The organism is Nocardia sp. NPDC004260 (assembly GCF_053603155.1).
Map to the genome: position 1 here is coordinate 1 of NZ_JBSGEZ010000088.1, position 25,470 is coordinate 25,470.

The following is a 25,470-nucleotide window of genomic DNA, read 5'->3' on the forward strand; positions in this document are numbered from 1 at the left end:
CCGAGGCTTCGGGCCCGGACGTCGCGGAGTGGTCGGACATCGAGGGGATCGCCGGGCAGTGGGATCGTCCGAAGGCGGACAAGACCTATCTCGAGCGGGTGTGGACCAACCGGTGGACGCAGATGTCCGCGCAGGCCTTCGACGTTCGCAAGTGGAACGCGCTCGGATTGACCGGTGAGCAGATACCGCTACGGGCGCGCGTGACGGTCGGTTTCGACGGCGCCCGGATGCGGGACTCGACAGCAATCGTTGTTGTCGACGTCGACACGGGTTTCGCCCAACTCGAGGGGCTGTGGGAGCGACCCGAGGACGCCGAGGACGACTGGGAAGTCGATGAATCCGAGGTCACCGAGAAGGTGGCCGAACTGATGCGGCGGTTCCGGGTCGCGAAGATGTATTGCGATCCACCGCACTGGAACAACACCGTGGGCGAGTGGTCGGTTACCTGGCCGGACAAGGTCGAGGAGTGGTGGACCAACCGCACTCGCCCGATGGTGAATGCCATCACCGATTTCATCGAGGCCATCGACACCGGCCGGCTGAGTCACAACGGCGATCCGGACCTGACCCGGCATATCGGCAACGCTGGCAAGAGGCAGACGAACCTGCTCGATGAGCGCGGCGAGCGGATGTGGATCCTCGGGAAACTGCATCCGACCCGCAAGTTCGACGCCTGCATGGCCGCGATCCTGGCCTGGAAGGCGCGCATGGACGTTGTGTCCGAACCACCGAAGAAACGCGGCCATCGCGCCGCCCGGATCAGATGAGGCGGTGAGACGTGGAAGGCTCCGACAAGGTCGGCTCTCCCGCCTGGTGGTTCGACCGGCTGATGTGCAAATTCGACGCTCGGGTGCCGCCAGGATGGAGCCCCCCCGGCAGTGCGCATATGGATCCGAGCGATCGCGATTCGCGGCGTGACCGGTTGGAGCGGTTGTGGGCGTACAACATCGGCCGGGCTCCGCTGCCGCAGGTGGCTGCGGAGTATTCGGAGGTGTTCCAGGCGGTTATGCGCAAGGGCCGCTCGAACTATGCGGGGATGTGCATTTCGGCGGTGTCCAACCGGATGGCGCTGACCAGCGTCTCCACGGGGGTGGACAACGTCGGCGGGGATGACCTGGCGAATGAGATCGCCGAGGTGTCCAACCTCGACGCCGAGATGCAGGACTTGTTCTCGTATTTGTTCGCTATGAGCGAGTCCTATGGGATGGTGGTCGCCCCGAAGCCGGGAAGCAAGACCGCCCCGATGATCAAGGCGCTGGACCCGCGGAGCTGCATCGGCGATCCGAACCCGGAAAACCCGCAGGTACTGCGCGCCGCGTTGGTCACCAGCTATGACGACATGTTCGGTGAGGAACGCGCCACCTTGTTCCTTCCCGGGAAGGCGTATCGGGCAAGGCGGCAGCTCAACCCGCTCGGCGGTGTGTCTTTCGCGAAATGGGAGTGGGTAGGGGAGCCGGAAGATATCGAGGGGATCGACGACTTCGGCGGTATCCCGGTGGTGCGGATCGACAACAAGGACGGGCTGGGGGAGTTCGAGCCGCATCTGGACCTGCTGGACCGGATCAACGACACCACGCTGCAGCGGATCGTGCTCGCCTGGTATCAGTCTTTCCGGCAGCGCGCGGTCAAGGGAAGGCTCGAAGGCGATGACGACGAGCCGATGACGCTGGAGGAGTTCCGCCAGGTTTTCACCGCGGACCCGGGGGCGCTGTGGCAGGTGCCGGAGGGTGTGGATTTCTGGGAGTCTCAGCCGACCGACATGACCTCGATCATCAACGCGAAACGCGATGACGTGAAGGAGTTCATGGCCGTCACCTCGACGCCGATGTACCTGGCCAGCTCCGACAGTGTCAACCAGTCTGCGGAGGGCGCGAGCCTGGTCCGAGAAGGCATCAACCACAAGGTGAAGGACCGCCGGGCGCGGGTGGCGCCGAAGATCAAGCTGCTGTTCCGGATGGCGTTCGCGTTCGCGGGCCAGGCGGAGCGGGGAGCGAAGATCAAGCTGGAGTGGGGTGCGCTAGAGAACAACAGCCTTGCTGACAAGGGCTCGGCGACCGCTCAGACCACCGGCGTGCTGTCGAAGCGCCGGCAGTTGGTCGACATCTGGGGATACACGCCGCAGGAGGCCGAGGAGATCATCCTCGAGTTGGCGGCGGAACAGCTGCTCGGCGTGGGGTCCACACCTTCGCAACCCGGGCGCCCGGCGCCGCAGACGACACCGGCGATTGAGCAAGGCGCGCCGGAGGGCGTGCTGGCGTGACCGCTCCAGCGCCCGCGACCTATGCCGAAGCGCTGGCCGCCGCGGCCGCGCTGTACGCCGTCACGCCCACCCCCGTGCCCTTGGATGCGATCGCGACGACGATCGCCGCTGCGGCCCGAGCAACACAGAAAACGGTCGACACCGTCGTAGGGACGATCCTGCGGCTGTGGAAGGACACCGATCCTTACGACGACATCGCGGTGCTTCGATTCGCTGAACTGGCAGGCGAGGAACTGATCCCCGCACAGCAGCTGGTTGCCCGCAGAACCGCCGCGGCTCAGACGCAGGTGCTGCGCTCGGTCGGCGTGCCGGTGACCGTTACCCCGAGGGTTCCGAATGACGTCCGACTGTCCACCCCGCAAGGACGAGTTCGTCCACAAAGAGTGACAGTCGATTACAACGGCCAAACACGGACCGTGGACCCGGAGTCCGCGCGGACGTCGAGGGTGATGGTGCGCGTCGCCGAGAACTACCGGTATGCACAGTCGGGCGGCGCATCACCGCCGCAGGCTGATGCCGCCGCTCGGAATCGGGTCTCGGTGATCGTGGACGGAAACCTCCAGGCGACGCAGTCGATAGTGGAGTACCAGGCACTGGCCGCTACACAGACTGTGGACTTGGATCGGCCGGTCATCGGCTACCGCAGGGTCATTCACCCGGAGCTGTCCATGGGCGGAGTGTGCGGAATGTGCGTGGTCGCCGCAGGCCGGAAGTACAAGATCGGCACCCTGAAGGCTATTCACATTCGGTGCAGGTGCACCGTCGCTCCGATCTTCGGCGACTTCGATCCGGGCGATGAGCTCAACGGCCGCGACCTCGATGCGCTGTATGCGGCTGCGGGCGGCAATAGCAGGCAACAGTTGAAGCGCACCCGCTACCGGGTAGTGGAGAACTCCGAACTCGGTCCAATGCTGCTGCCCGAGCGCGGCGAGTCCGTGCCCTACCTCCCGGCGTCGACGCCTTCCTAAACGTTCCGCCGTTTTCGGCGGCCGAGCCCCGACAGGGGCGCACATCCACTTCCGACAGGGAGACCCGATGCCCCACCTGCCCACCCATCCTGTTACCGGCCTGCGTGCGCTCGGCATGAGCAAGCGGGGCCCGATCTGGCCCGTCCTCGGTGGATCCGAAGACGCGCCAACCGACGCACCGATTGCCGACCTTGGCAGCGAACCGTCGACCCCGCACGGCTTCCCGGCTGAGACGCCGGTGGCCGAGATGACCCAAGAGCAACAGACCGCCTACTGGAAACACCACGCCCGCAAACATGAGAGCGCCGTCAAGGCGTACGGGGGCAAGACCCCCCAGCAGATCGCGGAACTGGAGAGCCAGCTCAACGCTTTGAAAGCCGAGCGTATGAGCGCCGAGGAGAAAGCCATCGCGGATGCCGTCTCCCAGGCGCAGGCGGCCACACGCGCCGAGGTCGAGCAGGAATGGCAGGGCAAGTACCGCACCGCGCGTCTGCAGGCGGTGGCCGGGACGGTCCTCACCGACAAGGACCAGTTGAAGTCGTTCATGTCTATCGTCGACACCAGCAAGTTCGTGGGTGAGGACGGCGACATCGACGACGACGCGGTGATGGGGCACCTCACCGCCATCTACGGCCAGCCTCGGGAGTTTGGCTCCGGGCTGCCGCAACACCGCAATTGGGGCCAGCACAGTGCCCCGCCTCCGATGGCGCAGCCTGGCGCCGCCGGGCGCGCCGAGGCCGCGAGGCGGCGAGGCGAACACACCACGTAACCAGTTAGGAGCACAGGAATGTCGACCGACATTTCGATGCAGACGGTCACCTACCAGGTGAGTGACCGCCGCTGGCATCTGTCCCGCGAGGGCATCAACTACACGCCGAACGTGACCCTGGACATCGCGAAGTTCACCGCCGGCACCCACTACCCGAACGGCTACATCCCGTCGGGCACGATCCTGGGCAAGGTCACCGCGACCGGCCTGTACGGGCCCTACGACGACGCTGCCTCCGACGGCCGGCAGACGGCCACCGGCATTCTCTTCGCCGACGTGCGCGCCATCAAGGAGAACGGTTCCACCGCCACGAAGGTGGGCTCCGGTCAGCTGGTGCGCGGCGACGTGTCGGTGTCGAAGCTGCCGTTCTCCTCGGGTGTGGGCTCGATCGACACGAACGGCAAGGCCGACTTGCCGCTGATCCGGTGGGAGGCGTAACAGATGTCTCTGTTCCTCGACCAGACCGCGCCGATCGGCGCCGAGGATGTTCTGACGTTCACGCAGGATCAGCCGATCCCGTCGAACAACATCCTCACCCAGATGTTCCCGCGGCAGGACTTCGACACCGACTACGTCGACTTCTCGACGCTGAGCACCACCAACCGGGTGCTGAAGTTCCGCAACTGGGACGGCGCGTTCGCGCCGGTGGCCCGGGACGCCGCGACCGCGAAGCGGACCAAGATGCTGCCGCTCGGCGGTTTCCTGGAGGAAGGCGAGTGGGAGCGCCGCCAGATCGAGCACGCCGCCACCGCGGGCACGAACATCGCCCGTATCCAGCGCGCGGTGTACAACGACCTGGAGAACCTCACCCGCTACGCCTACAACCGCATCGAACTCGCGTGGGGTGACGTCCTCACCGACGGCATCCTGACCATCAACGAAAACGGTGTGCAGCAGACCCTCGACTTCGGAGTCCCCTCCGGACAGAAGGTCACCCCCAGCACGCTGTGGTCGGATCACGCGACCTCGACGCCGCTTACCGACCTGCTGACATGGCTGGACGTGTGGGTGGGCATCAACGGTGTCCCACCCGGGAAGTTCGTCACCTCCCTGGAGGTGATCCGGCACCTGATGCAGAACGAGCAGCTGCTCGCCGCCATCAAGGGCACCCAGACCGGCGCCACCTGGTTGTCGATCCCCGAGATCAACAACTTCCTGTCCGGCTTCGGCCTGCCCGGCTTCGACGTCCCGGCCCAGGCCGGAACAGTGGGCGGCTCGATCTACAACAGCAACTTCGATGTCGACGGCTCCACCACCCGGGTGATCGCCAACAACAAGCTGCTGTTCCTGCCCGCCGACATGGGCACCCTCGGCTTCACCGCCTGGGGCACCCCCACCACGGCCTACGAGCTGAACAGCAAGAACGTCCAGGTCCAGACCGCACCAGGTGTCGTGGGCGTTCTGGTGCGCGAGGACAACCCGCCGTTCCGCAAGCACGCCTACGTGGATGCTGTGGCGCTGCCCGTCCTGGCGGACACCCGCAAGATCCTCGTCGCCACCGTCGCCTAGGAGGCACCCGATGAAACTCGGCGGAGAATTCGCGGTGCACCTGCGCAAGGGCGACGAACTAGTCACGTTCCTGCCAGGCGACGACGTCCCCGAGTGGGCAGCCAAGCAGATCACCAACCCGCTCGCGTGGGGCGAGGAGCCCGAGCAGGCGGAGATCACCGTTGGTGCCGGTAGTGAAGGTGGCGGGGCGACCGACGGTCCGCCGCCACAGGGCGGGCCCGGCGCGTCCCGTCAGAAGTGGGCCGACTACGCCGCCGCCAAGGGCGTCGAGGTCCAGGCCGACTGGAAGCGCGAGGACATCATCGCCGCGTGCGAGAAGGCCGGAGTTCCGGTCTGATGTTCGCCACCGCGGAAGACGTGCGCGCACGGTTCGAGGGAGTCATTCCCTCCAGCCGGGATGCATGGTTGGACGCGAAGATCGCCGACGCCGAAAGCCTGCTGACCAGCCTGGTGCCGTCGATGGCGACCACCACCGACGAAACCAGGCTGGCGCGGGCGAAGGCGATGGTGTCCGACGCCGTGCTGCGTGTCTACCGCAACCCCTCCGGCGCCTCCCAGGAAACCGCGAGCGTGTACTCGGTGTCCCGATCCAAGGGCGCCGACTCCGGGATCCTGTACTTCCCGGAAGAGGAGCTCGACGCCCTGCGCGGTACCGGCCGGCGCCGCCAGTTCGGCACGATCCAGACATCACCGTGGAGGGTGGATGTTTTCGGCCGGTGAGACCGTCACGGTCATTCGGCCCGGTGCCCGCGACAGGGTCGGCGACACCGTCGGCGGCTCCCCGCACACCATCGACGGCTGCGCCATCATCCAGACCGAATCGGAAAATGCCAGCAGTAGCCGCTTCTCGGTGAGCGACGGAGACCGCCGCACCGCGACCGTCACCAGACTCGAACTGCTCTGCCCGCCGGGCGCGGACGTCCGCGCCGGAGACAAAGTCCAGTTGCCAGGCGACGAGACGCTGTACGAAGTCGATGGAACGCCGTGGACTCCACGCAATCCGTTCACCTCCTGGACGCCAGGTACCAGGGTGCGACTGAGGGGAGTGAGCTGATGGAAGACGTCGATGTTCCCAGCCCGAACCCCTTCATCACGGAGTGGCTGCGTAGCGCCGTGTGTCGGTCGATGGTCCGCGAGTCGGCCGAACTGTACGAGGCGCTGTACAGGGAGATCGTCGCGAAGCGGACTGGTCGACTAGCAGCCTCCACGCATGTCTCCACCGGACTCGAAGGCGGTCGCTGGGTGGGGATCTTGGAGGTTACCGCCCCCTATGCAGCCAGCCATGAATACGGTACCGGCCGCACGGATCCGAGGCACAACCTGCCAGCCGCAAACGACCTGAATCAGATCCTCGACCTGATGGGGACGCTGTGACTCTGGTCCTACCCGTCTGGTACGAGGGCGGCTTCCCCGACAGGGAGCTAGTCGTCATGGACGCCCTACAGCCGGTTCTCGACCTCGTCGACGTCCTCGACGCGGACGGAAACCAGGTCTTCGACGGGCCGACTCCGCGCCGCCCTCTCGCCTGCACATGGTTGCCCGCCGACTACAGCAACCATCTGCCGGTGGTGCGGGTATTCCGCGGCGGCGGTGCGGCTGATGCGGATGTGATGCGCGACCCAGCCGCGGTCCAGGTAGCCGTCATAGCTGACACGCGAGCGGAGTCCTGGGAGCTGCTGGAGTTCTGCCGCCAATGGCTGCTGTCATTCAACCGTGGCGGTGTCGTCACGCGCGCCGACGGATCGCAAACCCTGATCGACTGCATCGAGGAACTCGTCGGCCCGCAGCAGCTGCCAGAACTCAACCCTGACAAGCGGTTGGTGCAGCTGAACTTCCGGGTGGTCTGTCGCCGCCCCCGCGGCTTGCCGGACTACCAGAAGACCCGCGAATCCCTCTAACCCCCCGAATTTGTGCTCCGCGCGCGACCGTCCCGGGCGTGCGTCAGCTAATGATGCCCGTCCCCGGGCGATCCCAGTAAGGAGAAAACAATGGCCGGTTTCGCCAACGACGTCCGACAGGGGAATGCCGATCTCGAGATCGGCGTCCTCGACTGGGCTATCTATCTGGCCCCCAAGGGAACCGTCATTCCGACGAACTTCACCGACGCCTCCGGCGCGATCCAGGCACTCGCGGCCACCTACATCCCGGTCGGCAACCTGGACAAGAAGGCCGGTACGAAGCTCGCCACGGCGATCAACAGCACGCCGGTCGAGACCTACGGTGAGCAGGGCCCGACCCGCATCATCCGCAAGTCGCGGGACACCACTGTGGACTTCACGATGCAGCAGACCTCGGCGATCACCCTGTCGGCGTACTGGGGTCAGGACTTCACCGAGACCTTCGCCGACCCCGCCAGCGGTGAAGTGCACCTGGTGATCTCGGAGACGGCGTTCAACCAGGAGTGGGTGCTGGTGATGATCGGCTACGACGCCGACTCCGACGGCGACGAGATCTACACCATCGTCGACTCGCCGCGCGCCACCCTCTCGAAGTCGGGTGACATCACCTTCAACGACGACGGTATCGCGATGTACCCAGTGACGCTGCAGATGTTGAAGTCCCGCAGCGTCGGCTACGCCACCCGCGTCAGCTACGCCGGTGCGGGCTGGAAGCCGCTGGCCGCCGACGCGGGCTTCCTCGCCCCGGCGACCTCGATCACTGTGTACCCGGCGACCGCCACCATGGCCGCCGCGGACATGCTGCAGCTGACCGTGCTGGACAACCACGGCGTGAACCGCACCGCGGACTGCACGTTCACCTCCGGCACCCCGGCGAAGGCCACCGTGTCCACCTCGGGCTTGGTGACTGCCGTCGCGACCGGCAGCTCGACGATCACCGCGGCGCTGTCCGGCGCCGGCACCGACACGTGTGCGGTGACCGTCTCCTAACCCAGACGCCGTCCGCGCCCCTTCCCCGGCGGGCGCGGGCGGCTTCATCCGGCCGGGGAATTCTGCCGGGGAAGGCATTCGATGACCACCGCACGTAACAAGCCGATCGGGCGCTTCTACGAATTACAGAAGGAAGTCTCGGTCCCCGAGGACTACGTCCTCACCTCGAAGATCCGCATCAAGCAACCCACGCGGCGGCAGATGCACGCGTTCCGTTCCGCACAGACGAGCGATGAAGCCGACCGCGCGTTCCTCGGAGATCAGGCCGACGCCGTGTTCGAGCTGTATGCCGACCGCCCCGATCAGGAGTGGCAGGCGTTCATCAACGATGTCTGGCAGCACTTCTACGGTCCCGGCGCTGGTGATGTCGAGGGAAAATCGGAGCAATCCTCCGAATAGTCGATGAGTACTGGGACGACCTGGAATGGGACTTCCAGGAGATCCTGCACATCGACGCCATGGACTGGATCGCGCGGAAGCGTGACTGGCGGCAATTCTTCCGGTTCGAACGAAAACTCGCCCGGATAACCGGCGGCGCCTACAACTCGGCGTTGCTGCTGAACCCGGAGATCGCCGAGGCGAACAAGGGTAAGCCGAAGCCGAAGCATCCGCAGCTGTTCCGGTTCACCAACGAGATGCATCTGCTGACCGACATCGGCGACATCCTCTACAAACAGGCAGTCAAGGACCCTCGGTCGGTGTCTCTGCCGCGGCCGCTCACCGCCGCCGATCACCTGAGCCGCGCGAAGCGACAAGCCGGGATGAATCGAGTCGTCGCCCAGTTCTCGCCGCAGCACGTGCATCTCACACCACGAATCGACTAACGGGAGGGAGGGCTGATGCCGCAGTACGACGCCGGAACCGCCGCCATCAAGGTCAAGCCCTCCTTCCGTGGGTTCGTCGAAGAAGTCCGGACCGAGCTGTCGCGCTACGACTTCAACCTCGATGTCCACATCGGCGCCGATACCCGCGTCGCTGCAGCGGAGATCGAGAACCTGCAGCGCGTCGCACGCGAGAACCAAACCTTCCGAGTGGGTGCCGACACTCGTGTCGCGGCCGCGGAGATCGCGGGACTGCGAGCAGCCGCTGGCGAGCCGATCATCATCCGCACGGACATCGACCGCGGGAGCGCTAGTCGCGTACGTTCCGAGGCTCGGCGCACGACGCAGGACGTCAAGAGGGACCTCGAGAAGGCGCTGGAGGGCCTGCGGAGCGCGGCGACGATCAACCTGAAGGTGCTCGGTGTCGTCGGTGCCGCGGGGGCGATCACAGATCTTCTCGCCATCGCGGAAGCCGCGTCCAAGGTCGCCCACACTGTCGCGTTGATCCCCGCTATCGGATTCGCCGGGCTGGCGGGTATCGGGTCCGTAGCCACGGGACTCAACGGTATCCCGGCGGCGTTCAAGGCGATGTCCGCGGCGTCGAAGGATGCCGGGGAGTCGGCTATCAAGCAGCGCGAGGCCCTCGACGCTGTCGCTGACGCCGAATATCGTGCGCAGCAAGCTGATCGGACTCACCTCGACAGCCTGCGTGACCTCAACACCGCCTACCGGGATGCGTCGCGGTCGATCCGCGACATGAACTTCGACCTCGACGATCAGAAGCTCGCCACCGAGGACGCCGCGTTGGGGGTGGAGGAGGCCGCCAAGCGGCTCACTCAGGTCCAGTTCGATCCCGCCGCGGACTCGACCACACGTAAGCGCGCCCAACTCGGATACGAGCAGGCAGTACAGCGACTGCGGGAACAACGGGTCCGAGAACAGGACCTGGCCCAGGACGCCGCCGAGGCCAACGCTAGGGGCGTGGAGGGCAGCGACAAGGTCACCTCCGCCAAGCAGCGCGTCACGGAAGCCACTCATGCCCAGGTGGTGGCCGAGCGCGAACTGGACCAGGCTCGCCAAAAGGCCGCTTCCCCGACTGCCGGTGCGCAGTCGAAGCTCGATGAGGCGATGGCCAAGCTGTCGCCCAACGCCAAGGAGATGGTCAACGACATCCGGGCGCTGGGCCCGGCGTGGACTGGTGCGCGGCAGGCCGCCCAGGACGCACTCACCGAAGGCATGGGGCCGGCCGTCACGGCTCTGGCCAACCGCCAGCTGCCGAACCTCCGCGCGGGCATGGTCGGGATCAACGGCGCCATCAACACCGGCCTGCGAGCGTCCATCGCCGCATTGGCCTCCGATCAGAACAAAGTCGACTTCAAGACGGCTCTGGACAACACCACGAAGGCGTTCCAGAACGCGGCCCGAGGATCGGAGGCGTGGACCAACGCCCTCACCAAACTGGTCACTGTCGGTTCGGAGTTCCTGCCGAAGCTCGGTGACGCCGTCGCCAACGCGGGCGAGCGATTCAACAACCTCATCCAGCGCACCGCCGGGGATGGGTCGTTGAAGAAGTGGATCCAAGACGGCATCGACGCCGGCAGGACCCTGGCCTCCATCGTCGGCAATGTCGGCTCGTCGATCGCTTCAGTGTTCCGCGCGGCCGGTGACAACGGCGAAACTCTGCGGCATCTGGATGAACTCACCGACCGAATGGCGAGGTTCCTCAAGTCCACCCAAGGACAGGCGGAGCTGAAGGACTTCTTCAATTCGACGCGAGAGAGCTTCGACAAGATGAAGCCACTGCTGGCGGATCTGCCGGGGATCCTCCGCAGCGTGTTCGAGGGCTTCCAAACCTGGTCGGGTATCGCGCTGCCGTTCCTGCGCGCCGCTGGCGCTCTCCTGAATGAGCATCCGGGCCTTGTGCGGGCGGTTGTCACCGCATATCTGGCGTTCAAGACGCTCGGTCCGGTGTTCGATCTCGTGCGCGCGGGGATCGCTAACGCGAGGATTCAGCTGGAGGCATTCCGCACAGCTCAGGCCGCAGCCGCCACCGGTGGCGCAGGATCATTGCGGTCGGCGATGACGGGGCTGGGTTCGGTGCTGGGGCCCGGCGGAATCTTCAACGTGGCCGTGATCGCCGCCGCCGCCGGCGTCGGGCTTCTCGCGCAACGGCACCAGGAAGCAGCCCGCGCCGCCGAGGAGCAGCGCCAGAAGGTGGAGGCGCTTCAGGCCACCCTCGACAAGACCACCGGTGCGGTAACCCAAGAGACGCTCACGGCGCTAGCCAAGGAGCTCGCCGACCAAGGGTTCACCCGCCGCGCCGAATCGCTGGGCGTCGACCCAAACGCGTTCCTCAAGGCATCTGCAGGTCTGGCCGCGGCGGACAAGACCGCGATCGAGCAGCGACTTACCCGAACCATCATCGAGCAGAAGGGCTCGGCTGGCGGAACTTGGGCGGCCGCGCGGGCGACGGGGCTATCCGACACCGATATCGCGCTGGCCCTCCAGGGCAACGCTGAGGCGGTCAAGAAGTACGAGGACGCCCTGAATCGGGCACAGGCCGCGCTGGCCAAGACCGGAAGCAAGGAGATCCTGCCCGACCTGGCCAAGCTGAAGGACTCGCTCAACGACATCGGCGAGTCCGCAGCGACGCTCGGCGGTCGCATGAACGGTGTCGGTGTCGACATCGGGTCGGCGCAGCAGAAGCTCAACGAGACAAACCGCACGCTCAACGGAACGTTCCAGCTGACCGAGGAGGCGAGCAAGCGCTTCCAGGAAATGGGCCTGGCCGTCCAACAGGTTCCGGATGCGAAGACCGTTGTCATCAAGGACACCACCCCGGAGAACATTCAGCGGCTTCGGGAACTGAAGTACGAGATCCACAACAACCTCGACGGCACCGTCACTCTCACGGCCGACACCGACCGCGCCCGCGTCGATATCTCCCAGGTCACCAACGCGCCGTATCAGGCGAAGGTAGAGGTGAAGTGGGACTTCGAGCACCTGGACCTGAAAAGCGAAGCGGTCCGCGCGCTCAATCAGGATGTCGACAACATCGACAAGCGGTGGACTCGCGCCGACGGCGGCCCCATCGAAGGCGGCATTCCGGGCAAGGACTCCGTTCCGATCCTGGGCATGCCGGGCGAACATGTGCTCACCACCGACGATGTCGCCCGGCTCGGCGGCCAGACCGGTGTGTACCGGTTCCGTGCGGCGCTGGCCCGTGGGAAGGTGCCGGGCTACGCCGACGGCGGGGAAATCGGCGCCTCGGGTAAGTCCCCCGCGCAGCTGCTCGACGAGTACGCCCGCAGCCGCTCCGGCTCCCCCTATGGCGGGAACGACGACTGCTCGGGATTCATCTCCCAGCTCGCCAACATCGCCACCGGACAGCCCGCCAGCGCGGGCCGTATGTCCACCGCAAACGAGGGTGAGTGGCTGGCCGCGCACGGATTCCAAACCGGGGACGGCAGTCTTGGCGCGTTCCGGGTTGGGTGGATCAACGACCCGAACATGGCTGCGGGCGGGCACACCGCGGGAACGCTCCCGTCGGGCGTGAACGTCGAATCCGGCGGCGCCACAGGCACCGTCATGTACGGCGGCGCCGCGATCGGCGCGAACAACCCGCTGTTCAACCAGCACGCCTACTTGCCGCTGCAGTCCACCGGGCCCGCGACCAGCGGTGTTGGAGGTATCGGCACCGGCGACACGTCCGGGGTCAGCACCTCCCAGGTGACCTACCCCCAGGCTCCGCTGCCGGGGCGGATGAGCGACCAGCAGATCCAGAAGCTGCAGGCCGAGGCCGCGATCGACGCCGCCAACAGCGAGCGCAACGCGGTCTACGCCAACCCGAACTCCACCGACCGGGACAAGCAGGCTGCGGACCTGAAGTACCAGCAGGCGCAGAACGCACGCGAGTCCATCGTGCAGCGCGGCGACACCAGCGCACTCAGCCTGCCCGGCATCGCCTCCAAGGCCGCAGGCATCCTCGCCCAAGGGTTCCTGGCGTTCTTCGGGCTGGAGAACAGCATCTTCAGCGACTCCAACCCCTACAACCGTGCGCTCAACACCACGGTGAACTTCTACAGCCAGAACCCCGGAACCCTCGGAGGCGGCTACTCCTACCAGCCGAAGAACCTGCCGTCGATGGCCACGACCGTCACCCCGCAGTCCTCAGCGACGGTGAACGACCCCAGCCTGCAGACGTTGGTTCCCGGCTCAGATCAAAGCGCCTATCAGGTCAACCCCGACCTTGGCACTACCACGCTGACGCTGCGGGCGCCCACACCCCGCTATCAGCCCGGGTCGGGCGCCGAGCAGTGGCGTGGTCTGGCCACGCAGATGCTCATTCGGGAGGGGTTCAACCCGGCGCAGGTCGACATCATGCTCGCCCAAATCCAGTCCGAGAGCGGAGGAAACCCCTCGATCGTGCAGCAAGTCCAGGACGTCAACTCGGGCGGAAACGAAGCCGTTGGACTCTTGCAGGTCATCCCCAGCACCTTCGCGCAGTATCGTGATCCGTCGCTGCCTAACGACCGCACCAACCCGGCGGCGAACATGGCTGCGGCGCTGCGCTACTACCGCGCCCGCTACGGAAACAACCTGTCCACCATGTGGGGACAGGGCCACGGCTACGACCAGGGCGGTATCGCCAACGGTATCGGCCTGATGCTGAAGCAGACCATCAAGCCCGAACGTGTGCTCAACCCTCGGCAGACCGAGACGTTCGAGTCGGTTCTGCCGCTGCTGGAGTCGATCAACTCCTCGGTGTGGTCGCCGAACCGCGTCGGTTCTGAACACTTCAACGCAGGGCCACTGTCGATGCCGAGTGCACCGCCACCGCCCTACTCGCCGACGATCAACGCCCGCGTCGCTGATGTCAACGACCTCGCGGACCTAGTGGAGCGTGAAGCGCAGAAACGGGCCATCGGCTTGGCGGCGGCGCTGATATGAGCGAATTCCTAGCCCTCGCGCTCATCGGCACCTCGGGGCGCCGCTGGGACATCTCCGGCCCGAACCAGGGCGAGCAGGGCGCGGAACTGATGCCGAAGCCGCGGCAGTTCTACGACTCCCCAGCGGTCACGTACTGGATCAAATCCGGTGGTGCCCTGCAGAAATACCAGGGCTACTCGTTCAAGCGGCGCGACCCTTTGTTCGGGCTGGTGATCTGCGGCGACGACCCGGAGGAGGAGGCCGAGATCCACTCCCAGCTGCGGATGGATCTCGGCATGTACGACCAGACCTTCCAGCTCGAGGCCACCACCTCCAGCGGTGTGCGCAGGTTGACGATGCGGCTGCTGGAGGACCCCAAGGCGTACGAGACCGGCGACTGGGAAGGCAAAGACCCGCACCTGTACGGCGCCTCGACGCTGATGGTGTCGGCCGCGGCGGAGATGCCCCATTGGGCGGGGGATCCGGAGACCTCGTCATGGACGCTGCCTGCTGGCACGTCGGGGTCGACGACGACGTTCCTGCACCCGGGCAACCCGGGTGATGTCCCGATCTTCCCGCGGTGGACCCTCAATGGACCCGGATCTTGGACCGTCCCCGACCCTTCGCTTGGTCAGGAGATCGACTTTCAACGGCCGGCCGGTGCGGACACCAATCGCACCTACCCCGTGGTTACGTTGCTGGCCAACGAACACGTGGAGTTGGACACCAACCCAGACCAGCCGTTCATGCTCACCTCTGATGGCGGGTTGGGGCCGTGGATGCGTAGCAACGGGAAAGAGCTGATCTATCCCGTCGCCCCGCACACCCCACCGTTCATGACCACCGTCTCGGTCACCGGCGCCACGGGGGGCGTGACAGCGACGATCGAATGCGACCGCTGGTTCTCGCGCCCGTTCGGGGTGTCGCTGTGACGCTGCTGACGCACGAGGAGATCCACGCCGGTGCGCAGGCTCGCCGCGACGCGCTGGCGGCGATGCGCCGCTCCCGGCCGCGGGTGAGGCTGTGGACGAACAAGCCGGACGGCTCGCCCGGGCTGATCCTCATGGGCGAAGCCAAGGACACGATCGCCGGAGAGTTCCCCTTCCGCAAAAACCAGTTCGGCACCACGGGCACGATGCGGATCCGCCTCGACCACCACCTGGCGAAATGGCTCATCAGCATCCCGGACGACGAGGACGCCAAGAAGAACGTGGTCGCCACCGTCGACCACTACGGCGGCAAAGTCCGCTGGTCAGGGCTGCTGAAGTACTTCAAGGCCGTGAAGAAGGGCGGCCTGTGGTACCTGGACGTCACCTTCATCGACGACCTGCAATACATGCAGTTCATGCTGGGCGCCCCCAACCCGATCCTGCCCATCCCGATCTTCCAATTTCCCCGGGTGCTGCCGCTTTTCGGTCCCGCGAAGTGGTGCATCAGCATGATGATCCTGCTGAACCTGATCCGGCTGGAGGGCAACCTCTGGACACTGCCGGACGATCCGTTCGCGGTCGGCGCCTGGGGTGGATTGTTCGACTGGAGTGGCTGGCAGGTCCTGATCAAGGCCAAACCGATCGACCTGGACGACTCCAGCATGTGGACGCTGATCGCCACCCGCATGAACCGGATGGACCAGATCATCGCCAACGCGCTCGACGACGCCCAACTGACGATGCGGTACCGGCGGATCCTCACCGTCGACGGCGAGACCTCCGACGTCCCTGGCGTGCCTGAGGTCGCCAACGGCGCGCTGGTGCTCGAGGTGGTCGACAACTCGGGCTACTACAGCCCTGACGGCACGGCGACCGCAGGCGGCATCGCAGGCGGGTTCGCACGCACCGTGCAGTCCTTCGCCTCGGGGTTCGTCGAGGACGTGCAGTCCTTCGTCGGCGACCCGGAGTCGTGGCCGGCAAGCTACTACGACGCCGACTACCTCGGGCCCGGTGACCCGACGCGAACGTGGATCGTCATCCGGGATTCGAAGTACTCCAGCATCGAGACGTCCGAGTGGACTTGGGGGCCGGCGACAGCGGTGCGAGCGATCGTCGGCGGCGACAACCCGCTCGTCGACCAGCTAGCGCGGTTGACCATCGAATCAATCGGCGCGCTGATCGGATACTTCCTGCTCGGCGGCTTCTCCGGGCTCGGCAGCATCATCGCCGACGTCGTCATGCCGTTCCTGGTCGGCACGATCTTCGCCTGGCTGGAGTGGCAGAACCACACCCGAGCCCACAACCTCGGCTGGGTCCACCTCTGGGAGGTGTTCGGCCAGGGCGCGGAGAACAACGCGTGGAGCCTCGGTGCCATCGTCGCCCTCCGGGGGGCGTTCCTCGCCACCCGCAGTCAAGCCGCGCACGTCATGACGATGGGCTCCGGCGGCCGGTTCCTTCCGGGCTTGATGTTCATGCCTGGGGATCGCATCGGCAGCACGTTCGAGCAGGCCACCTCCACCATCCGCGTGGACCAGGTCGAAGAAGTGACCCTCGCGTGGGATTACGAGAGCGACCAGCCGCACGAATACAAGGTCCAGATCGGCATGGCGCAGGCGGCGATGACCCTCGCCGAGAGGCAGACGCGGCAGATCAGTTTCGCCTTGTCTGTTCTTCAAAACATTGGAGTTCATTTATTAAGCTAACTAATGAGTGGGCGTGAGGCCATGGATGCACGTGAACTGACCGGACTCGCGGCCCCATTGCAGCAGGACGCCGCGGACATGACCGACCCTCGCCAGCATTTCGCGTGGGCACTGAATGCCTTCCCGAGCCCCAACCAGCAGATGGGCGACGTTCCGATCCACCCCACGGTGCGGCCGGGGATGTCGCAGATGCTGTGGGACCTCGGGTTCAGGCACAACCCGGAGTTGCAGACGAAGTGGTTCGTGCCCGGTGACCACCCCGAAGCCGGGTACCTGAACGTGCCGACCCTGGTCGATGCCGAGCAGTACCAGCAGTATCGGGCGGTGCACGACGATCCGGAGACGGAGAGCGAGAAGTGGCGCGACACCGCTGAGGCTCTGCTGGGGAAGCTGGACCCGAAGCTGGTGGAGCGCATCCGCAACATGACCCCGGAGGAGCGCGCCGCGGCCGCCGAGGTGCAACGCCAGCAATTGCCCGCGGCGTTCGACCGGCTGGCCGAGCTGAAGAAGCAGCTGGACGGCGAGTCGCAATGACCAAGCTCCTCGACTTCGCCATGGCGCTGATCGACCCCCAGGCCATCAAAGACGCTGGATACGCCGGGGTGATCGGCTACTTCTCCGAGTCCCGGCCGGGCGCGAACTTCGGCGCGAAACCTCTTCGCCGCGACTACTGCGATCGTCTGCGCGCCGCGGGGCTGGAGATCGTGTCGAACTACCAATTCGGCAAGGGTGAGACGTCGGACTGGTACGGCGGCTACGACGGTGGCGCCCGCCACGCCAGCCTCGCGCTGCGCTACCACCGCGAGGCTGGCGGGCCGGACAAGCGGCCTATCTATGCCCCTGTCGACTCCAATCCGACGTTGGAGCAGTGGAATCAGTTCATCGCGCCGTTCCTCCGCGGCTGGGCATCGGTCGTCGGCCTGGAGTGCACCGGCATGTACGGCAACTCCCGCTGCATCGACTGGGCGCTGGAAGACGGCGTCGCGACCTGGTTTTGGCAGCACAACTGGTCGGGCGACGACTCGCTCAACTTCGACCACCCCGCGGCCCATCTGCATCAGATCGAGATCGACAAGCGCCAAGTCGGCGGGGTCGGTGTCGACGTCAACCTCACACTCAGGGACGACTACGGCCAATGGTCGAAGGCGCCGAGCTCAACAACTCCAAGGGAGATCGTCACGGTGACGAAACCGGACTACCAGGAACTTGACCGGATGGGCGACTCGGCTTCGTCCCGCCACGGCGCCCGCATCGAAAACTTCTTGCTGCACACCCAGGAAGGCAACGGCACCGCCGAAACCCTGGCCAACTATCTGAACAATCCGGCGAACGGGGTGAGCTACCACTACACCGTCCGCGACCGCGTGGTGGTCGACGTGGTCGACACCGACCTGGCCAGTTGGTCGGTGCTGGACGCGAACTCGTTCACCATCAACCTCTGCTTCGCGGGCAGCCGTGTCGCATGGAGCCGGGACGACTGGCTGCGCATCCGCGACGACATCCGTATCGCGGCCTGGCTCGCGGTGCAGGACGCCCAGAAGTACGGGTTCGACACCTACGTCATCGCGCCGCCATACGAGCGCCGCTCGGGAATCTCCGACCACCAGTATGTGACCGAGTGCCTGGGCATCGGCACCCACAGCGACGTCGGCCCGAACTTCCCCTGGGACGTGTTCGCCGACGACGTATGCGAGTTCGCCACCGGCGCGCCCGCCGGGTCGCCGCCGAACGCCATCGACGACATCGAGGCGGCCACGTCGTGGCTCGGAGCGCGGCTGACCGTGGGCGAGAACGCCACACCCGACGGCATCGGCCGCTACGCGGAGTTCGCGAACGGCCACATCTACTGGCATCCCGCCACCGGCGCGCACGCCATACCCGCCAGCCTGTTCGGCAAGTACAGCGAACTGGGCTGGGAGCAAGGCCCGCTTGGCTACCCGGTCACCGACCTCGGCGAGCTGGACGGCGGCGAGGTGCAGGGCTTCCAGGGCGGTGTGCTCTACCGGCACGGCAACTGTGCGCCGGTCTGGGTACATGGCGCGATCCGCGACCGCTGGAACCGATCCGGATACGAGAACGGCCCGTTCGGCTGGCCAGTCTCGGATGAAGAGGAACTGCCCGGCGGGGAGGTGTGGCAGCGATTCGAACACGGCCAGATCATCTGGCCGAACAAGCGGTCCACCGTGGCCTTGCTCGACGCAGAAGGTCCGGACGCTCCCGTCTCGGACCAGGACTGAAGGGAACCATCATGAGCAAGCTGATCTCCGCCCTGCGTACCGAACCGATTCGGGCACTCCTGTGGCCAGTGCTGGTGGGCATCGCGGGCTACCTCGTTGTCCGCGGCGTCGTGGACCAGTTCTCGGCCGACATGATCCTGGTCATCGTCGCGGCCATCCTCGGCATCCCCGCTGCGGAGGTAGCGCGGTCCAAGGTGACTCCGGACGTGAAGCGGGAGGATGCTCGGCCGATCGCCGGAATGCCGAGCGAGCCGCGCGGCTAAATGAACATCCTCAGCGCTGGCTGGGAACCGGTCACCATCCTGATCAGCACCGCAGCTAGCGCGATATCCATGCTGGTCGGATTTCTCATATGGATGATGCGGCGCATTGTGCGAGGCGACCTCATTCCGGCCGCAACTGTGGACGCCATTGTGCGTGACCTTCGCGCGCTCCAGGAGGCAACCAGACGTGAGTCCGCTGCGCACGAGCAGGGTGAAGCCGAGCTTCGTTCGCAGAACACGAAACTGCTCGAGCAGGCGCGCGTCGTAGAGGCGATCCTGCGCACAGCCGATATCAACCACCACTCGGGGAGCGGCCATGTGGCCCAGACGACGCAGGACTGAAGAAGATCTGAGCGTCGACCTCGAGCAGCTGCGCCGAGCTGAGGAGGCAGCATCCAAAGCCGAAGAAGACCTCCGCGCGCTCAAGCGTCAGCGTCCAGAGGTAGACCAGCTCGCGGCATCGTTCCGCAACCATCTCAAAGCAAATCACTTCGGGGAAAAGTTCAGGTTGGAGATACGAAGGAGAGCTTCTTCCCCATGAGCGGACGCACCAACCTCGCAATCCTCGCCGTCGCGTTCCTTATCAACGTAACGCTGCTGGTCACGCTGCCCATTCAGGATGCGGTGAACGTTCTCATCGTGACCGTGGCAGTGAAATCCACACTGCTGACATTGGTTTATGGATTCACCTCAGGATGGCGATTCGGCCCCCTCGGGAAGTCCGTAATCCTACTGGTGTCGAGCATCGCCTTTGTGACGATTCAGGGATCGGTGTCCATCTTTACCGATGCCAATTACCCAGGGCGGGACCAAATCAGGGAAGTCCTCTGGACATATGTCGCACTGTCGATGCTGTGGCTGCTGCTCACCATCTACCGCGAGCAACAGGAAGGGGAGCAGATGGGCAAAGGGGCGTCTGAATGATGAAGCTGGGCAAGACGCCCGCGCGGATCAATAGCGTCCAACTGAAGCTGTCGACGTACCTGAATGTCCCAGCCGTGCTGCCGATGATTCCCGAGGCGTTCGGTCACGAAAACCTTGTGCCGGACTTCGGGATGCTGGCCAACGATCAGGTCGGTGACTGCGTCTGGGCGGGCGCTGCGCACGAAACGATGCTGTGGAACCGCGAGGCCGGGAACGACGTGACGTTCTCCGACGGCTGTGTCCTGTCGGATTATTCGAAGGTTACCGGCTACGACCCGGAGAACCCGTCGACCGACCGGGGAACCGACATGCAGGCCGCCGCGTCATATCGGCGTCGCATCGGCATCCTGGACGCGACGGGAAAACGGCACAGGGTGGGTGCTTACGTCGCACTCACCCCGGGCGACCCCGACCAGCTCGCCGCGGCCGCGTACATCTTCGGCGCGGTGGGGGTCGGTATCCGGTTCCCGGACTATGCAATGGACGAGTTCCGGTCCGGGAAGCCGTGGGCTGTGCGGCACGGTCTGCCGAAGATCGAGGGCGGCCACTACATCCCCGTCATCGGCCGCGGCGCGAACGGAAACTTCCACGCCGTCACCTGGGGCCGCGTCCAGCAGATGACCCCCGGGTTCTATCGCAGGTTCTGCGATGAGGCGATCGTCTACTTCTCGGAGGAGTTCTTGACCGCGAACAGAAGCCCTGAAGGGTTCGACCGTGCCCAGCTGATGATCGACCTACACGCGTTCACGCGGCGATGACGACTCCGAATCCGGGCAGTCTCAACCCGGGCCAGTGGGGTGTCACCGGCACCGGCGGCAGCATCCCCGCGAAAGCCAACCAGACGCAGGGCAACGTCACCCAGACGCTGCAAAACGGGTTCTCCAGCGACAACTTCGCCGGACTCGGCGGTGGGCTGATCGCGATGATCCTGTCGTTCATCGGCGCGGCTATCGCGGCCATCCTCGGCGGGTTCCTGTCGGTGATCGACGCGATCTTCGGCACCGTCGATGACCATTACGTCGCACAATTGCCGACCATCAACGACCACTCCCAAAGCATCACCACCCTGCAGCAGCAGTTCAACCAGCTGACTCTGCACGGTCTGGCGATCGTCTTCACCTCGAACAACACCTACACCCCCTCGGCCGGCCTCAAGAGCATCGACGTGATCATCATCGGTGCCGGAGCTGGTGGTGGAGCTGGCTATTCGGGCGCCTACAACATGACCGGCGGGCAGGGTGGCGGCGGCGGGGGAGAGGTCCACACCAACATCCCCGCGGCACTGCTACCGACGGACGGCTTAGGGAACTTCTCGCCGATCTCGATCACCGTCGGCGCAGGCGGCTCCGGAGGGTCATCCAGCGGTTCCCCGGGGGTTGGTGGCGGCAACACCATCTTCGGTTCCGGCGCATGGTCTCTCACCGCCGGTGGCGGCCAGGGCGGGGTCGCAGGCGCCAGCAACGGTGCTGGCGGCACCGGCGGCGGAGGCGGCGGGGCGGGCATGATCCTCGGCGGCCAAGGCGGCAACGGCGAAGCCCGCGGCACGAGCCAGAACGTCCAGCCGGGAGGCAACTCCAACTCGTCCTACGACCTGCACGGCGGCGGCGGAGGCGGCGGCGGCGGGGCTGCGTCCACCTTCTCGGCCGGTGCCGGTCATCCGGCAGGAGGTGGCGTCGGCGGCATCTCCCCCGGCGGCGCAGCGCCGGGTGGCGCGGGAACTGCTCCATCCAGCATCGTCGCCACCGGAGGTGGCGGCGGGGCAGGCGGATTCAGCAACGACCAGAACGCCGCCAACCCGGGCGGCGCAGGAGCCTACCCAGCAGGCGGGGGCGGGGGAGGCGCGTCCGACGGCGGCACCATCAGCGGCGGCGTATACACCGCGGGCGGCAACGGCGGCAACGGCATCCTGTACGTCATCGAGCACACCGTCTGATGCACATCACCCTCCGCGTCTACACCTCCAACACCACGTGGACGAAGCCGGACGGCTTGTACATGCTCGACGTCTACATCCGCGCTGCGGGCGGGGGAGGGAGCGTCACAGCGGGCGGAGGCGGCGGGGCGGCGGTCGACCGCCAGAAGATCCCCGCCGACGACCTGCCCGCCACCGCGGCGGTAGTCGTGGGCTCCGGTGGAAGCTCCGGAGGCGACGGCGGCGACTGCGCCTTCGGGGCGGTCCTGTCCGCACAGGCGGGCAGGGGAGGCACCAACGGCGGCGCGGGCGGCCAGTCCTACATGCGCGGCGGTGATGGCGGTACCTCCGGAAACCCGGGCGGGACGGCGAGTTCCCTGCCGATTCGGATGCTCGCCGGCGGCGGGGGTGGTGCGGGCTCGGGAAGTACCGGCGGGAAGTCGGGGTTGGTCGCCGCTGGTGTCTCCAATCCCCTGCTGTGGCAGACCAACCAATCCGGCGGGGGAGGGAACTCCGGCAACGCGGGCGGCTATCCCGCTGGCGGTGGGGGCGCCGGGGCCGCGGGCGCGGCTGGTGTGGTCACGGTCATCGAGTACATCTTCGACTAGAGAGGGCCTCATATGGCTACGGCCACCATTCATCTCGAATCCGTCGGCGGGTTCGCCGGGCGCGCCCGGTGTTTCGCTGTCGACCCGCCGTATGAGGGTCACTCGTACGTCACCATCTGGGCGCAACCAGCGTTCGGGATATACCAGCGCGCGGAAGTCGCGGCAGTGCCTGCCACTGAGACCGGCGCGGCCGCCGAGCCGAGCCTCATCCGCCGCCCGGGGTCTTTCGTGCTGCACAAGGCCGCCGACACCGATGAGGAGTTCGACTGGCAGTGCTGGCTGGCGCTGCAGATGCTCGGGCAGCCGGGCTATGAGCTGCAGGCGCCCGAGGAACCGGCGGACTGATGCTGTACCCGAGGAAGATCAAGGACCCCGCCGCGGTGCTGGACTACAAGTTCACCTGGGGGCAGGTGCATCTCGACGAGCCTCCGTGGCTGCAGGACGGCGAAACGGTCCAGTCCCACAGCATCACTATCTCCCCGTCCGGGCTGACGGTGGAGTCCAGCGACATCACCGACAGCGCGAAGGCGGTCACCGTGTGGCTGTCCGGCGGCACCCTCAACACCACCTACACGGTCCGCTGCCAGGTCGTGACCAGCGCATCCCGCACAGAAACCCGCTCGATGACCATCTCCGTCCAGAACAGGTAGGCCGATGACCGCTGCATTCGGAGCCCAATTCACCGCCGAGGCCGAGGTGACACATGCCGACGGCACAACCGATTCCGGCGCCGAGAACGCCGAGACACAGGAGGACTGACCCGTGACCGTAGGAATCAGCAGCGCGAATCTGGCTAACAAGATCCTGGACCACCTGCGTGGCGGTACCGCGTGGACCCAGCCGTCGGGGCTGTATGTCAAGCTCCACACCGGCGACCCAGGCTCGGCCGGTACCGCGAACGCGGCAGCGGTCACCACCCGCAGCCAGGCCACCTTCGCCGCAGCGGCTTCCGGTGCCATCGCGCTCACCGGCACCAACCCCTCCTGGTCGATGACCACCACCGAGACCATCTCTCATGTCTCGGTGTGGGACAACTCCAGCGCGGGGAACTTCCTGTGGTCCGCGGCGCTGACGGCGAGTAAGGCGGTCGTCAACGGCGACACCCTGACCCTGACGACCCTGGGGTTCAGCCTGACGCCGCTGGCGGCCTGATGCCCTGGTCGCCGGTCAACCTGCACCGCCGGGACTTGGCCGACTTCACCGGTCAATCAAACGGTGCCCTCGGATCGCGGTTCGCGTTGCGCAACGGATCCACGAACCCCCAGGTCATCAGTCAGGCGATGGACTCCAACGCGGCGGGATTCTTCCCAGCGGATTTCATCGAGTTCACCTGCGCCGGACCGGATCAGTACGCGGCCGTAACCCTTGCCGCTGTCGGCACCTCGGCCTCTCAGATGCTGTATCTGCGCAGCCAAGGCACATCCACGACTGGCGTGATGATGGCGTGGCTGTCGATCACCGGCGGATCAGGCAACGGTGTCATGTCGATCTACACGGCGCAGTCCTGGGGTTTCGCGTCCTCGACGCAGCGAACGACGGTGAGCACCCTGACCTACGCGACCGGCGATTTCATCGAGTTCTACGTCGTGAACAACACCTACTACGGGCGACAGAACGGCACCCTCGTCACCTCATGGAACGACAGCGGCGCTGCGGTGAATTCGACCGGCCGCACAGTCGGATTCGCCATCCAGAACGCGTCGGTCATGACCTTCAAACGCGTCATCGCCGGGGACATGCGCCCGACTCCGCTGTATCTGCCGAACCAATCCATCACCCGCTCAACCATGTACTGACGGAGGACACCTATGGCGCGCAGACGATATCTCGTATTCAACGGTGCGAGCGCCGCTCTCACGGCGGCTCCGGCTTCTGTAGCGACCGGCACCTCCATCAAGACGATGTTGCAGGTCAAGCCGACCACGAACATCGCCATCGTGGAGTGGGGGTTCGAATGCGACACCGTCCCGACAGCGCAGATCAAGTGGGATCTTCTCACCACCGGGACTGTCGCGGCCACGGTCACCGCTTTCGCGGCCGGAGATGTCTGCAAGTACGACGACGCGGGCTCGGCGGCCACCGCGCTGTCCCTGGGAACCAGCGCATCCGGCTATACCTCCACCGCAGAAGGCACGATCACCTCCACCCGACTGCTCGATATCGGGCCAGGCTGGGCGCAGTCCTACGTCAAGCAATTCCCGCTGGACCGCGAGCCCGGCGTGCAGGCCAACGATCTACTGCGGATCCGCTGCACCACATCGACATCGATCAACGTCCGCTGCTGGATCGTCTTCGAAGAGTGACCCATGCCCCGCATCGGTAGGTCACGGCCGGTATCCAACTACCGGCCCCTCGTGCGGGGGTTGGGAAAGGTCGCCGACGGCTCCCTTTCCGCGACGGTCTCTCTCACGGGCGACGCACAGAGGACGACCCCCGCCGACGGTTCGCTCGCTGCCGTCGCAACCCTGACAGCGGCCGCCACCCGCAACACCTACGTCGATGCCGCCACGGTTGTCGTGGACGCCCTCTCCGCCGCGGCGGCCGCGAACTACGCTGCCGCAGCGGGAATATCCGTCACCGCCGACCGAACGGCGGATGTCGCATGGGGGGCTGGCGCCGACGCCAGCACTTCGTTAACCGCAGGGCTGACCGCCGCGGGCCACGTCGGGCCGCTCATCACCGCCGCGCTCACCGCAACCGCCACCGTCACCTCCGCAGTGTCGCGGGCGACGGTGGGCGACGCGCCCACC

Annotated in this window: 31 protein-coding genes and 1 pseudogene; all 32 read left to right on the forward strand. The window is 66.0% G+C overall.

Going from position 1 to position 25,470, the window contains the following annotated elements:
* Window positions 1-767 (forward strand): annotated as a pseudogene (locus ACWEO7_RS33160) (terminase); the annotation flags it as partial.
* A gap of 11 nt (window positions 768-778) precedes the next feature.
* The gene (locus tag ACWEO7_RS33165) at window positions 779-2,260 is read left to right on the forward strand and encodes a phage portal protein (RefSeq protein ID WP_452429129.1); all 1,482 of its coding nucleotides are present in this window, start codon (window positions 779-781) and stop codon (window positions 2,258-2,260) included.
* A complete protein-coding gene (locus ACWEO7_RS33170) occupies window positions 2,257-3,228 on the forward strand; it encodes a hypothetical protein (protein ID WP_452429131.1) in 972 nt (323 codons plus the stop codon). The genes ACWEO7_RS33165 and ACWEO7_RS33170 overlap by 4 nt, the downstream gene beginning before the upstream one ends.
* A 67-nt stretch (window positions 3,229-3,295) precedes the next feature.
* Window positions 3,296-3,997: a hypothetical protein gene (locus ACWEO7_RS33175; protein ID WP_452429132.1), complete on the forward strand. Its 702-nt coding sequence runs from the start codon at window positions 3,296-3,298 to the stop codon at window positions 3,995-3,997.
* An 18-nt stretch (window positions 3,998-4,015) separates the two neighbouring features.
* Window positions 4,016-4,435 carry a head decoration protein gene (locus ACWEO7_RS33180; protein WP_452429134.1) on the forward strand — a complete coding sequence of 140 codons (420 nt, stop codon included), beginning with the start codon at window positions 4,016-4,018 and terminating at the stop codon, window positions 4,433-4,435.
* A gap of 3 nt (window positions 4,436-4,438) precedes the next feature.
* Window positions 4,439-5,506, forward strand: coding sequence for a major capsid protein (locus ACWEO7_RS33185; protein ID WP_450081219.1), 1,068 nt, complete (start codon window positions 4,439-4,441; stop codon window positions 5,504-5,506).
* A 10-nt stretch (window positions 5,507-5,516) separates the two neighbouring features.
* Window positions 5,517-5,843, forward strand: coding sequence for a hypothetical protein (locus tag ACWEO7_RS33190; RefSeq protein ID WP_452429136.1), 327 nt, complete (start codon window positions 5,517-5,519; stop codon window positions 5,841-5,843).
* Window positions 5,816-6,226: a hypothetical protein gene (locus ACWEO7_RS33195; protein WP_452429138.1), complete on the forward strand. Its 411-nt coding sequence runs from the start codon at window positions 5,816-5,818 to the stop codon at window positions 6,224-6,226. The genes ACWEO7_RS33190 and ACWEO7_RS33195 overlap by 28 nt, the downstream gene beginning before the upstream one ends.
* Entirely contained in the window at window positions 6,210-6,560 is a 351-nt protein-coding gene (locus ACWEO7_RS33200) for a hypothetical protein (protein WP_452429140.1), read from the forward strand. Before ACWEO7_RS33195 ends, ACWEO7_RS33200 begins: the two co-directional genes overlap by 17 nt.
* Entirely contained in the window at window positions 6,560-6,880 is a 321-nt protein-coding gene (locus tag ACWEO7_RS33205; protein WP_452429142.1) for a hypothetical protein, read from the forward strand. Before ACWEO7_RS33200 ends, ACWEO7_RS33205 begins: the two co-directional genes overlap by 1 nt.
* Window positions 6,877-7,404 (forward strand): phage tail termination protein, encoded by a 528-nt coding sequence (locus tag ACWEO7_RS33210; RefSeq protein ID WP_452429143.1) that lies wholly within the window; start codon window positions 6,877-6,879, stop codon window positions 7,402-7,404. The genes ACWEO7_RS33205 and ACWEO7_RS33210 overlap by 4 nt, the downstream gene beginning before the upstream one ends.
* Window positions 7,405-7,494: 90 nt before the next feature.
* Window positions 7,495-8,394: an Ig-like domain-containing protein gene (locus ACWEO7_RS33215; protein ID WP_452429145.1), complete on the forward strand. Its 900-nt coding sequence runs from the start codon at window positions 7,495-7,497 to the stop codon at window positions 8,392-8,394.
* A gap of 81 nt (window positions 8,395-8,475) precedes the next feature.
* Entirely contained in the window at window positions 8,476-8,793 is a 318-nt protein-coding gene (locus ACWEO7_RS33220) for a hypothetical protein (RefSeq protein WP_452429146.1), read from the forward strand.
* A gap of 59 nt (window positions 8,794-8,852) precedes the next feature.
* Window positions 8,853-9,218: a hypothetical protein gene (locus ACWEO7_RS33225; protein WP_452429147.1), complete on the forward strand. Its 366-nt coding sequence runs from the start codon at window positions 8,853-8,855 to the stop codon at window positions 9,216-9,218.
* Window positions 9,219-9,233: 15 nt separating this feature from the next.
* Window positions 9,234-14,165 carry a transglycosylase SLT domain-containing protein gene (locus tag ACWEO7_RS33230; protein ID WP_452429148.1) on the forward strand — a complete coding sequence of 1,644 codons (4,932 nt, stop codon included), beginning with the start codon at window positions 9,234-9,236 and terminating at the stop codon, window positions 14,163-14,165.
* Window positions 14,162-15,076, forward strand: coding sequence for a hypothetical protein (locus ACWEO7_RS33235; RefSeq protein WP_452429150.1), 915 nt, complete (start codon window positions 14,162-14,164; stop codon window positions 15,074-15,076). The genes ACWEO7_RS33230 and ACWEO7_RS33235 overlap by 4 nt, the downstream gene beginning before the upstream one ends.
* A complete protein-coding gene (locus tag ACWEO7_RS33240) occupies window positions 15,073-16,776 on the forward strand; it encodes a Gp37-like protein (RefSeq protein WP_452429152.1) in 1,704 nt (567 codons plus the stop codon). The genes ACWEO7_RS33235 and ACWEO7_RS33240 overlap by 4 nt, the downstream gene beginning before the upstream one ends.
* A gap of 21 nt (window positions 16,777-16,797) precedes the next feature.
* Complete coding sequence (locus tag ACWEO7_RS33245) at window positions 16,798-17,310, forward strand: phage gene 29 protein family protein (RefSeq protein ID WP_452429154.1); 513 nt, start codon at window positions 16,798-16,800, stop codon at window positions 17,308-17,310.
* Window positions 17,307-19,013: a glycoside hydrolase domain-containing protein gene (locus ACWEO7_RS33250; RefSeq protein ID WP_452429156.1), complete on the forward strand. Its 1,707-nt coding sequence runs from the start codon at window positions 17,307-17,309 to the stop codon at window positions 19,011-19,013. The genes ACWEO7_RS33245 and ACWEO7_RS33250 overlap by 4 nt, the downstream gene beginning before the upstream one ends.
* Window positions 19,014-19,024: 11 nt before the next feature.
* On the forward strand, window positions 19,025-19,276 hold the full coding sequence (locus ACWEO7_RS33255; RefSeq protein ID WP_452429158.1) for a hypothetical protein: 252 nt from the start codon (window positions 19,025-19,027) through the stop codon (window positions 19,274-19,276).
* Window positions 19,277-19,618, forward strand: coding sequence for a hypothetical protein (locus ACWEO7_RS33260; RefSeq protein ID WP_452429160.1), 342 nt, complete (start codon window positions 19,277-19,279; stop codon window positions 19,616-19,618).
* The gene (locus ACWEO7_RS33265) at window positions 19,593-19,817 is read left to right on the forward strand and encodes a DUF7620 family protein (RefSeq protein ID WP_452429161.1); all 225 of its coding nucleotides are present in this window, start codon (window positions 19,593-19,595) and stop codon (window positions 19,815-19,817) included. The genes ACWEO7_RS33260 and ACWEO7_RS33265 overlap by 26 nt, the downstream gene beginning before the upstream one ends.
* Window positions 19,814-20,200 (forward strand): putative phage holin, encoded by a 387-nt coding sequence (locus ACWEO7_RS33270; RefSeq protein WP_452429163.1) that lies wholly within the window; start codon window positions 19,814-19,816, stop codon window positions 20,198-20,200. Before ACWEO7_RS33265 ends, ACWEO7_RS33270 begins: the two co-directional genes overlap by 4 nt.
* Complete coding sequence (locus tag ACWEO7_RS33275) at window positions 20,197-20,958, forward strand: hypothetical protein (RefSeq protein WP_452429164.1); 762 nt, start codon at window positions 20,197-20,199, stop codon at window positions 20,956-20,958. Before ACWEO7_RS33270 ends, ACWEO7_RS33275 begins: the two co-directional genes overlap by 4 nt.
* Entirely contained in the window at window positions 20,955-22,133 is a 1,179-nt protein-coding gene (locus ACWEO7_RS33280; protein WP_452429166.1) for a hypothetical protein, read from the forward strand. Before ACWEO7_RS33275 ends, ACWEO7_RS33280 begins: the two co-directional genes overlap by 4 nt.
* The gene (locus ACWEO7_RS33285) at window positions 22,133-22,720 is read left to right on the forward strand and encodes a hypothetical protein (protein ID WP_452429168.1); all 588 of its coding nucleotides are present in this window, start codon (window positions 22,133-22,135) and stop codon (window positions 22,718-22,720) included. The genes ACWEO7_RS33280 and ACWEO7_RS33285 overlap by 1 nt, the downstream gene beginning before the upstream one ends.
* 12 nt (window positions 22,721-22,732) lie before the next feature.
* Window positions 22,733-23,065: a hypothetical protein gene (locus ACWEO7_RS33290; protein ID WP_452429169.1), complete on the forward strand. Its 333-nt coding sequence runs from the start codon at window positions 22,733-22,735 to the stop codon at window positions 23,063-23,065.
* On the forward strand, window positions 23,065-23,370 hold the full coding sequence (locus ACWEO7_RS33295) for a phage fiber-tail adaptor protein (protein ID WP_452429171.1): 306 nt from the start codon (window positions 23,065-23,067) through the stop codon (window positions 23,368-23,370). Before ACWEO7_RS33290 ends, ACWEO7_RS33295 begins: the two co-directional genes overlap by 1 nt.
* A gap of 112 nt (window positions 23,371-23,482) precedes the next feature.
* Window positions 23,483-23,872 carry a phage tail fiber protein gene (locus tag ACWEO7_RS33300; protein ID WP_452429172.1) on the forward strand — a complete coding sequence of 130 codons (390 nt, stop codon included), beginning with the start codon at window positions 23,483-23,485 and terminating at the stop codon, window positions 23,870-23,872.
* Complete coding sequence (locus ACWEO7_RS33305; RefSeq protein ID WP_452429174.1) at window positions 23,872-24,516, forward strand: hypothetical protein; 645 nt, start codon at window positions 23,872-23,874, stop codon at window positions 24,514-24,516. Before ACWEO7_RS33300 ends, ACWEO7_RS33305 begins: the two co-directional genes overlap by 1 nt.
* Window positions 24,517-24,528: 12 nt before the next feature.
* On the forward strand, window positions 24,529-25,023 hold the full coding sequence (locus tag ACWEO7_RS33310) for a hypothetical protein (RefSeq protein WP_452429176.1): 495 nt from the start codon (window positions 24,529-24,531) through the stop codon (window positions 25,021-25,023).
* Between the two features lie 3 nt (window positions 25,024-25,026).
* On the forward strand, window positions 25,027-25,470 hold a 444-nt coding region (locus tag ACWEO7_RS33315; RefSeq protein WP_452429178.1), incomplete at its 3' end, for a hypothetical protein.